We start from the raw sequence: 10025 nt of genomic DNA, 5'->3' as shown, positions 1-10025 counted from the left end.
TGCTGGCGTCGCGGTGGTTTTGCCGTAACGGTTGCGGAAGCGCTCCACGCGGCCACCCATGTTGTCGACACTTTTCTGGGTGCCGGTGTAGAAGGGGTGCGATTCGCTGGACGTGTCGAGCTTGTACAAAGGCAATTCGCGACCATCTTCCATGGTGACGTTTTCTTTGGTGGACACGCAGGAGCGGGTCACAAACTTGAAGCCGTTGGACAAGTCCATGAAACAGACTTCGCGGTAATTGGGGTGAATGCCGTCTTTCATGACGTGTTTCCTTGAGTCAGGTGCGGTAGCCGCGATGAAACCATTTCACCGTACTTGTCGCGAATTGCAAAGCCTTGGATTATAGCCGGGAAAGCGCGCTCTTAGGGGCGCTGCGGCCACACGAGCGGGGCAGGTTCACCCGCCTCGGCGCATCATGTCGAAGAATTCCGAATTGTTCTTCGTCGCCTTCATGCTCTTGAGCACCATTTCCATCGACTCGATTTCGTCGATGTTGTACATGAACTGACGCAGAATTCGGGTTTTTTGCAGGATTTCCGGGGTCAGCAACAACTCTTCGCGGCGCGTGCCGCTGCGGTTGAGTTGGATGGACGGGAACACCCGTTTTTCGTACAGGCGGCGGTCCAGGTGGATTTCGCTGTTGCCGGTGCCTTTGAATTCTTCAAAGATCACCTCGTCCATGCGGCTGCCGGTATCGACCAGCGCGGTGGCGATGATGGTCAGCGAACCGCCTTCTTCCACGTTGCGCGCGGCACCAAAGAAGCGCTTGGGCCGTTGCAGGGCGTTGGCATCCACACCACCGGTGAGCACCTTGCCAGAGGAGGGCAGTACGTTGTTGTAGGCGCGAGCCAGGCGGGTGATCGAGTCCAGCATGATCACCACGTCTTTTTTCAGCTCGACCAGGCGCTTGGCACGCTCGATCACCATTTCGGCCACGTGCACATGGCGTGCGGCCGGCTCGTCGAAGGTGGAGGCGATCACGTCGCCACGCACCGTGCGCTGCATTTCGGTCACTTCTTCGGGGCGTTCGTCCACCAGCAAAACCAGCAACTCCACCTCGGGGTGGTTGGCCGCGATGGCGTGGCAGATGTGCTGCATCATCACCGTTTTGCCACTCTTGGGCGGCGCCACGATCAAGGCGCGCTGGCCGCGACCGATGGGGGCGATGATGTCGATCACACGACCGGTGATGTTCTCGTCGGTCTTGATGTCACGCTCGAGCCGCATCTGTTCTTTGGGGAACAGCGGCGTGAGGTTTTCAAACATGATCTTGTGCTTGTTGTCCTCAGGGGGCAAGCCGTTGATCTTGTCGAGCTTGTTGAGCGCGAAGTAGCGTTCCCCGTCCTTGGGGATGCGCACTTCGCCTTCGATCATGTCGCCGGTGTGCAGGTTGAAGCGGCGGATCTGGCTGGGCGATATGTAGATATCGTCGGTGGACGCGGTGAAGCTCGTGTCCATGTTGCGCAGAAAGCCGAAACCGTCGGGCAGTACTTCCAGCACGCCGTCGGCGTTCACCAACTCGCCGCCTTTGGCGCGCTTTTTGATGATGGCGAACATGAGCTCTTGCTTGCGCATGCGGCCCGTGTTCTCGATTTCGAGCGCGTCGGCCTGCTTGAGGACTTCAGACACGTGCAGTGCCTTGAGTTCGTTGAGGTGCATGGAATTCACTCCGTAGGGAGTTGGAACAAAAATCGGGGGGAGGGGCGGAAGCGACCGGATGGCGGGCGGTCCGCTATGAGAGGCTGGGCGCCGCAGCGCCCGCATTGGTGCAGATTATGACAGGAAAAAAAACCGCTTGGGAAGCTGCTCTACCCCATAGGGGCCGGGCGTTGCACCCGGTCCCCACCACTTCGCAGCGCCGAGAGGCGCCGCGATCAGGCCAATTGCTGATCGATGAAGCTGATGAGTTGCGATTTGCTCAAAGCACCCACTTTGGTGGCCGCCAATTGGCCGTCTTTGAACAACATCAAGGTGGGGATGCCCCGGATGCCGAACTTGGCGGGCACATCGCGGTTGTCGTCCACATTGAGCTTGGCGATCTGGAGCTTGCCGTCGTAGCTGCCCGCCACTTCGTCCAGAATCGGTGCAATCATTTTGCAGGGACCGCACCATTCGGCCCAGAAGTCCACCAGAACCGGTGCTTTGGCCTCAAGGACGTCTGCCTGGAAAGTTGCGTCAGAAACGTGTTTGATCAGGTCGCTGGCCATGGTCCATCCTAAATTTCGTTGAGCGGGAAGTTACAGTTTCAATCGTTGAATCGGCGGGGCTACATACTGAGAGGCCCTGCGAGCAACCACCGAACAATTGTGACAGAAACGCCATTTGCATGACGACCGCCAGCAAGAACCCTTTCGGAGATGGGCCCATCGACGCCTCGACCCTCGCCATGGATACCGGCGGTGTACGCGATCGCCATGTGTCCCACCTGCGCTGGGACGCGCTGGTGGCTTTGGTGGCGCAACAGCTGGCCGAACGCGGTGTGCCCGCCAACCGGGTCCTGATCCTGGTGCCCTATGCGCAATTGATGGACACGGGACGGCGCGCCTGGGCGCGGGCGCATCCGAACGGGTTTGCGCCACGGTTGGAGTCCAGCCGCAACTGGGCCTCGACGCTACAACCCCATGTGCCGTCCGCCAACGACCTGTCGGGCGACATGGCCCGTGACAGCCTGGTCGCGTCGTCTCTGCTGGGCCAGGTCGTGCGTGGGACGGTGGAGTCGGCGCTGCGCGCGGTCATGGTCTCGCGCCTGCTGCAAGCCGCACGCCAACTCGGACCACTGGCCGCCGCACAGGCGCCCGAACAACGCCTGGCTTGGGCCGAAGGTTTGCGACCGGTGATCGCACCGACGCAGCAGGCCTTGCATTGGGAGGCCTTGTTGGCCTCGGTGGCCTTGGCCTGGGTCAGTACCTCGGCTTATGCCACCGATGTGTTGTGGTCGCCGCTGGGCGATCCGGGTGCCGAGTTCGATCTTCTGGTGGTGGTGCAAGGTTTTCAGCAAGACCCGCTGGCCACGGCGCTGGCCCGCCGCTGGGGCGAGCGTGCCGTGGTGCTGGACTTGCACGAGCCCGTCACGGCGTCCGAAGAAATGGCTTTGCACGCTTGTGCCGACGCCGAGGACGAGGCCTTGCGCAGCGCGGCCTGCGTGATCGCGCACGCAAACGCCGGGCGGGTGCCGGTGGCCTTGGTGGCCAACGACCGTTTGTTGACGCGCCGGGTGAGCGCGGTGCTGCACGGCGCCGGATTGGCGGTGCGCGACGAAACCGGCTGGAAGCTCTCGACCACCCAGGTCGCGGCCCGGCTCATGAGCTTGTTGCGGGCCGCCGACCCGCGAGCCCGCACCGACGAGGTGCTCGATTTCCTCAAACAAGGGGGCATCTGGCCCGAGCATCAAGTCGCCGCGTTGGAGCAACAGTTGCGGCAAACCGGTGTGTCGCAGTGGCATGCGGTGGGATCGCACCCCTTGCTGGCCAGCTGCCGGCCCGCTGGTCTGAGCGAGTTGTTGAGTGGCTTGCAGGCACCCCGCCCGCTGGTGGTGTGGCTGGCCGATGTGCGCCGGGCGCTGCAAACCTGCGGCTGGTGGGACGCCTTGGTGGACGACGCCGCAGGCGCACAGCTGGTGCAGGTTTTGCGTCTGGCCGACGGTGCCGCCCACGAGCTGGCGGCTCTGAGCGACACCGGTCTGGAAGACGAGCCACCGCACACCGCTGCGCGACAAGGCGATGCGGCACGATCCGCCGCGCGCATGGGCTTGAGCGCCCTGACGGCCTGGGTGCGCGAGGTGCTCGAAGCCGCGAGTTTTACCGCACCCACCGAACAGCCGCCGGCTGTGGTGATCCTGCCCATGGCACAGATGCTGGGACGCGCATTTGCCGCCACGGTGGCGCCCGGATGCGACGAACGCCACCTGCCCACCAGTCCCGATTTGCCCGGCCAGTGGACGCTGGAGCAGCGCGAGGCCCTGGGCCTGCCCAGCCGTGAGACCGTGGCCGGCGCCGCGCGCCAGGCCTGGTGCGCGCTGTTGGCGCAACCGGCCCTGGACCTGCTGTGGCGCGCCCAAGACAACGGCGAAGACCTGTTGCCCAACGCCTGGTTGCAGAGCTTGCTGGCCGACGAAACGGCGGACCGCCGTGGTGCAGATCCCCGCACCGTGCGAACCCTGCTCAGCCAGCCCAGTGCCAAGCCCACACCCAGTGCCCCCGACCTGATGCCGCAGGCGCTCTCGGCCAGCGCTTACCAGGATTTGCGCGATTGCCCTTATCGCTTCTTTGCCATGCGGCAGCTGCGCTTGCAGCCCACCGATGAGATCGAGGCCGAACCCGACAAGCGCGACATGGGCATCTGGCTGCACGCCGTGCTCAAGGGCTTTCACGAGCAGCGCGCGCCGGCATCGGAGCGCGCCAGCGACCTGGCCTTGCTGGACCAACTGGCCGACAGCGTGGCGCAGTCCATGGGACTGCACGCGCAAGGGCAGGGCGGCGCGGGATTTTTGCCCTTCCAGGCCGCCTGGCCTGCGATGCGCGACGGTTATCTGGCCTGGCTGGCGGGCTTTGAAGCGCGCGAAGGGCAGGCTGGCCCGCGTTTTTCGCTGGCCGAACAGGCCATGAGCGCGCTGGCTGGCCCTTACAAACTGGTGGGCAAACTCGACCGCATCGACCTGCAAGACAGCCCCGAAGGCGCGATTCCCTTTGTGATCGACTACAAAACCGAGCCGCGCAAGACCACGCTGGACCGCGTGAAGCAACCACTGGAAGACACCCAGATCGCCTTTTACGCCGCGCTGCAGCCACAAGAGACCTTGCGCGCGGCCTATCTGAGCATCAGCGAAAGCCGCGAAGCCAAAGGGCCGGACACGCCGACGCGGCTGGTGGAGCAAACGCAGGTCTTGCTTGCGCGCGAGCATCTGCTGCAAGGCCTGGTACACGACCTGGATCGGGTGCGCGCCGGGCACACCATGCCCGCGTTGGGCGAGGGGCGGGTGTGCGAATTTTGCGCCGCCCGCGGTTTGTGCCGCAAAGACTTCTGGAGCGCGGCATGACGACACCCGCCTACCGCATCAACGGCGAATCCGCCACGCCCGAGGCCTTTTACGCGCTGGCCTGCGATCCACAACGCTGCGTGGCGGTAGAGGCCTGCGCGGGTGCGGGCAAGACCTGGATGTTGGTGTCGCGCATCCTGCGCGCCTTGCTCGACGGTTGTCCGCCGCAAGACATTCTGGCGATCACCTTCACCAAAAAGGCGGCGGGGGAAATGCGCAAACGCCTGCAAGAATGGGTGCTCTCGTTTGCGGCCATGTCCGACCAGCAACTGCGGCAAGAACTGCAGATGCGTGGACTCGATCCGGCGCAAGCGACCCAGCGCTGCGACGAGTTGCGCCGCCTGCCCGCGCGCCTGAACGAGCTGGGGCGCCCGGTGCAGATCCGCACCTTCCACAGCTGGTTTGCCGCTTTGTTGCGCGGTGCGCCGCTGGCGGTGCTGCAAGAGCTGGGTCTGCCGGTGCAATACGAATTGCTGGAAGACGACAGCGAAGCCGTGGCCTTGACCCTGCCGCGCTTCTACGCCGTGGTGGCCGGCCACGAGCAGCACCGCCAGGATTTCATGGATTGTGTGGCCGAGCATGGGCGCAGCCAGACCGTCAAGGCGCTGGGCAAAGCCCTGCAGAAGCGGGTCGAGTTCGCATTGGCCGATCGCCATGGCGTGGTCGATGTGTCGGTGGACGCCATGGCGCTGCGGTTTCCCGAATTCAGCGGCCACGCAGACCCTCTGCAGTGGTTGGTGAGCGATGCCGGCGCCCGGGCATGCATGCTGGAAGCCGCACGCAGTCTGGGCCAGGCCAGCGCCAAAACCTTTTCGGCCAAAGGCGTCGAGCTGGAACAGGCCGTGGGCGCAGGCGACGGGGCCGCCGCCCTGGCGGCTTTGCTGACCCAGAAAGACGAAGCGCGCAAGTTCGGCGAAAAAATCGTGGGCATCGCGTCGGTGCGCGCGGCCCAAGATCTGGCCTTGCGCGCGCTGGCGGCGCAGGCGCAGCACAAAACCTGGTTGCACCACCAGCGCATGGCCCGGCTTTGCCGGGTGCTGGTCGCCGAATACGGCGCACTCAAGCGCGAGCGGGGCTGGGTGGACATGAACGACGTGGAAGGCGCGGCTCAACGGTTGTTGGGAGACGCCGAGCTCTCGGGCTGGATGCAACAGCGCCTGGACGCGCGGGTGCGCCATTTGCTGATCGACGAATTCCAGGACACCAACCCCTTGCAATGGCAAGCCCTGTACGGCTGGTTGTCGGCCTACGCGGGTGCTGGTCCGGGTGAAGCGCCACAGGTGTTTCTGGTGGGGGACCCCAAGCAGTCCATCTACCGGTTCCGGCGCGCCGAGCCCCAGGTGTTCAAAGCCGCACAGGCCTTTGTGGTGGACGGTCTGGGTGGTGCCTTGCTCAGTTGCGACCACACGCGCCGCTGCGCAACCGGCGTGGTGGACGCGCTCAACAGCGTCATGTTGGCCGCGCAAGCGCAAGAACAATACGCAGGGTTTCGCGCGCACACCACCGACAGCCCGCAAACGGGCGCGCTGCTGACCTTGCCGCAAATCCTGCGCGACGCCAAGGCCGGTGCCGACGACGCCGACGAATGGGCCTGGCGCGACAGCCTGAACAGCCCGCGCGTGTTGCCCGAAGACAGCTACAGCGCGATCGAAGCCCGTCAGGCCGCCGACTGGATCGCCCGAGAGCTCGCGCCGGGTGTGCTGCAACCGAAAGACATCATGGTGCTGGCGCGCAAGCGCGAACGCCTGATCTGGTTGCACGAAGCATTGAGCGAACGCGGCATTCCCTGCGAACAGCCCGAAAAGCAAGAGCTGGGCGACGCGCCCGCGGTGCAAGACCTGGTTGCCTTGCTGGATGCGCTGGTGTCTACCCAGCACGATCTGAGTCTGGCGCAAGCGCTGAAATCGCCTCTGTTCTCGTTGGGCGATGCGGCGCTGGCCCACATCGCCCGCTTGCAAGCCTTGTGGTCACCAGCCCCGTCCACGCCCAGCGAGCGCCCGATGTCTTGGTGGGCCGTGTTGCAACGCTGGTGGGCCTTGCCGCCCGAACAAAGACCCACGCCCGAGCGCGACCACCGGCCCGACGAGGCGCTGGCCGAGGCCCTGACGCAGGCCGCCGCCACACTCGACCGCTACCGCAGCCTGGTGCAAAACCTGCCGCCACACGACGCGCTCTCCAGCATCTACCAGCAAGGCGACGTGCTGGCGCGGTATGCCCAAGCCGTGCCCGCCAGCCAGCGCCAGGCGGTGCAAGTGCAATTGCAGGCTTTGCTGGCGCAGGCCTTGCAGCTCGATGGGGGCCGTTTTCTCACGCCCTACCGTTTTGTGCGCGCGCTGCGGGCCGGTGGCTTGCGCAACCCGCCCGTGGCACAAACCCAGGCGGTGCGCTTGCTCACCATCCACGGCGCCAAAGGGCTGGAGGCCCACACCGTGCTGCTGCTCGACGCCGACGCCCCGCCGCCCAAGCCCGAGAGCATGGGCGTGCTGGTGGACTGGCCGGGTGAAGCGCCAGCGCCGCTGCGCTTTGTGTTTCTGGCCAGCGAAAAGCAGGTGCCGGCCTGCTCGGTCGACGTGCTGGCGCTGGAGCAGCAGGCGCGGGCGCTGGAAGAACTCAACGCCTTGTACGTGGCGCTCACCCGGGCCGAAACCCGGCTGGTGATTTCCAGCACCGAACCGCACCAACGCGGCAGCGCACCCAGCTGGTACCAGCGCACCCAGCCGCTGGCCTCGCCGGTGGACGCGGTAGAGCCTTTTACGCAGGCGTCGCACGGCGAGGGCACCGATGGCCAGCAGCGTTTTGACTTGTTGGAGCTGCCGGAGCACCAGCCACCGACCGGGGCCGAAGAGACTTTGCTCGCGGAGCCAGCAGCGGCGTTGCCGGAAGATCTGCGCGATGCCGAGCTGGACGAAAAATCCCGCGCCGGTCAGGCCTTGCACCGCTTGATGCAGTGGCGACCCACGCCGGGTGCCGGCTTTGACTGGAGCGCTTTGCACGAACAAGCCGTGGCGCGCGAATTTGCTCTGAGCCCGGCGCAGGCGCGCGAGGCGGTGCGCATCGCACGCACCATGGTGCAAGGCGAGGCGGCCTGGGTTTGGGACGCCGACCTGCTGAACCACTGGGGCAACGAAGTCGAGCTCTGGCACCAGGGCACGCTGCTGCGGCTGGACCGCCTGGTGCGCCGCCGCGACACCGGCCATTGGTGGGTGTTGGACTTCAAGAGCGCGATGCACCCGGAACGGCAGGCCGACTTGCGCGCCCAGATGTGGGGCTACCACGCCGCCATGCTGGACGCGGTACCCGGCGCGCACGTGCGCCTGGCTTTCATCAACCCACAGGGGCAAGTGATTGAGCTTGTCTGAGACCCATCGGCCAGCGCATGAAGGCGCGGCCAGCAACGGATTTTCCATGTCATTGCATGCAGATAACGAGCCCAGCCCCATGCCCACCATGGAGGTGGATGTGGCCGTGGTGGGTGGTGGCCCCGCAGGTTTGATGGCGGCCGAGGTGTTGAGCGCCGCTGGCCTGGGTGTGCACCTGTTCGACGCCATGCCGTCGGTGGGGCGCAAGTTTCTGCTGGCGGGCAAGGGCGGCATGAACCTCACCCATGCCGAAGCCTTGCCCCAGTTCCTGCAGCGCTACGGCGCCCGCACGGAGGCGCTGCAAGCGTTGCTGGAGACCTTCGGTCCACAGCAGGTGCGCGAATGGGCTGCGGGCCTGGGTATCAGCACCTTCGTGGGCAGCTCACACCGGGTGTTTCCCACCGACATGAAGGCCGCCCCGCTGCTGCGGGCCTGGTTGCAGCGTCTGCGCCACCCGCCCGCCGGCGGGCCGCCGGTGCAGTTCCACATGCGCCACCGCTGGCTCGCTTGGGACGGTGAGGCTTCGCAGCAGAGCCCGGATACTCTGGTGTTTCAGACGCCTGGCGGGCTGCAGCGGGTGCGTGCGCGCGCCGTGGTGTTTGCGCTCGGTGGCGCCAGTTGGGCCCGCCTGGGTTCGGACGGTGCCTGGGTGCCGCCGTTCCTGTCGGCGGGCGTGCCGGTGGCGCCCCTGTTGCCGAGCAACTGCGGATTCGATGTCGCGGGCTCGGCGGTGCACGGCGTGGTGGCGGGTTGGAGCCCTCATTTCAGCAGCCGCTTCGCCGGTCAGCCCTTCAAATCGGTGGCGATCCGGGTCGACGGGCCGGGTGTGGTTTTTCAGCGCCGGGGCGAATTCGTGGCAACCCAAGGGGGTGTGGAGGGCAGCCTCATCTACGCCGCCTCGGCCTTGTTGCGCGATGCCATCGCGCGCAAGGGCCAGGCCGCTTTTGCACTCGATCTGCTGCCCGACCACAGTCTGGACCAGGTGCTGGCCCAGCTGCGCCACCCGCGCGGTTCGCGCAGCTTGTCGGCCCACCTCAAAAGCCGGCTCGGGCTGGACGGCATCAAGATGGCGCTGTTGAACGAATGTTTGCCGCGCGACAGCATGCAAAAACCGGAGCTGCTGGCGCAGGCGATCAAGGGCTTGCCGATCGTGGTGAACGCGCCACGCCCGATCGACGAGGCCATCAGCTCAGCGGGCGGCGTGCCGTTCGAAGCGTTGGACCCCGGCCTGATGTTGACCCAACTGCCCGGCGTGTTCTGTGCCGGCGAAATGCTGGACTGGGAAGCCCCCACCGGTGGTTATTTGCTGACCGCTTGCCTGGCCAGCGGGGTGGCGGCGGGGCGAGGCGCGCAGGCCTGGCTGGCCGCGTCCGGTTCGGCGCCTTGAAACGGCAGGCAGCGGCTTATTTCTTTTTCACGAAGCCGTAAATCACCAGCAGCAACACCGCGCCGATCACCGAAGCGATGAACCCCACCGGCGCGCCCGGGCGGTACAAACCCAATGCCGCGCCCAGAAAACCGGCCAAAAACGAACCGGCCACGCCCAGCACGGCGGTCATGATCCAGCCCATGCTGTCGTCACCGGGTTTGATGGCGCGGGCGACGAAACCCGCGATGAGGCCAATGAAGAG

7 protein-coding genes are annotated in these 10025 nt (G+C 65.6%); 3 read left to right on the top strand and 4 right to left on the bottom strand.

The genetic code is table 11. From position 1 onward, the window contains the following. The 3 genes from ABYB95_RS10645 to trxA all read right to left on the bottom strand — a co-directional run. Positions 1-261: type B 50S ribosomal protein L31 (locus ABYB95_RS10645; protein ID WP_372658481.1), on the bottom strand; the 261-nt coding region annotated here is incomplete at its 3' end. Positions 262-396: 135 nt separating this feature from the next. After that, on the bottom strand, positions 397-1659 hold the full coding sequence (rho, locus tag ABYB95_RS10640) for a transcription termination factor Rho (protein ID WP_372658480.1): 1263 nt from the start codon (positions 1657-1659) through the stop codon (positions 397-399). Positions 1660-1874: 215 nt separating this feature from the next. Continuing rightward, on the bottom strand, positions 1875-2207 hold the full coding sequence (gene trxA, locus ABYB95_RS10635) for a thioredoxin TrxA (protein WP_372658479.1): 333 nt from the start codon (positions 2205-2207) through the stop codon (positions 1875-1877). Positions 2208-2326: 119 nt separating this feature from the next. Here trxA and ABYB95_RS10630 point away from each other — a divergent pair, with 119 nt between their 5' ends. The 3 genes from ABYB95_RS10630 to ABYB95_RS10620 are packed head-to-tail and all read left to right on the top strand — an operon-like array spanning position 2327 to position 9781. Continuing rightward, the gene (locus ABYB95_RS10630; RefSeq protein ID WP_372658478.1) at positions 2327-5035 is read left to right on the top strand and encodes a PD-(D/E)XK nuclease family protein; all 2709 of its coding nucleotides are present in this window, start codon (positions 2327-2329) and stop codon (positions 5033-5035) included. Continuing rightward, positions 5032-8394: a UvrD-helicase domain-containing protein gene (locus tag ABYB95_RS10625; RefSeq protein ID WP_372658477.1), complete on the top strand. Its 3363-nt coding sequence runs from the start codon at positions 5032-5034 to the stop codon at positions 8392-8394. The genes ABYB95_RS10630 and ABYB95_RS10625 overlap by 4 nt, the downstream gene beginning before the upstream one ends. A 46-nt stretch (positions 8395-8440) precedes the next feature. Then, positions 8441-9781, top strand: a complete 1341-nt coding sequence (locus ABYB95_RS10620; protein WP_372658476.1) for a TIGR03862 family flavoprotein — start codon at positions 8441-8443, stop codon at positions 9779-9781. 16 nt (positions 9782-9797) lie between these two features. Here ABYB95_RS10620 and ABYB95_RS10615 read toward each other — a convergent pair. Further along, positions 9798-10025, bottom strand: a 228-nt coding sequence (locus ABYB95_RS10615; RefSeq protein ID WP_372658475.1) for a GlsB/YeaQ/YmgE family stress response membrane protein, incomplete at its 5' end; no start/stop codon positions are given.

This window comes from Hydrogenophaga sp. (assembly GCF_041633695.1).
Classification (GTDB): Bacteria; Pseudomonadota; Gammaproteobacteria; order Burkholderiales; family Burkholderiaceae_C; genus Hydrogenophaga.
Note: the sequence above shows the minus strand (reverse complement) of the source record. Positions and strands in the feature narration are given on the sequence as shown.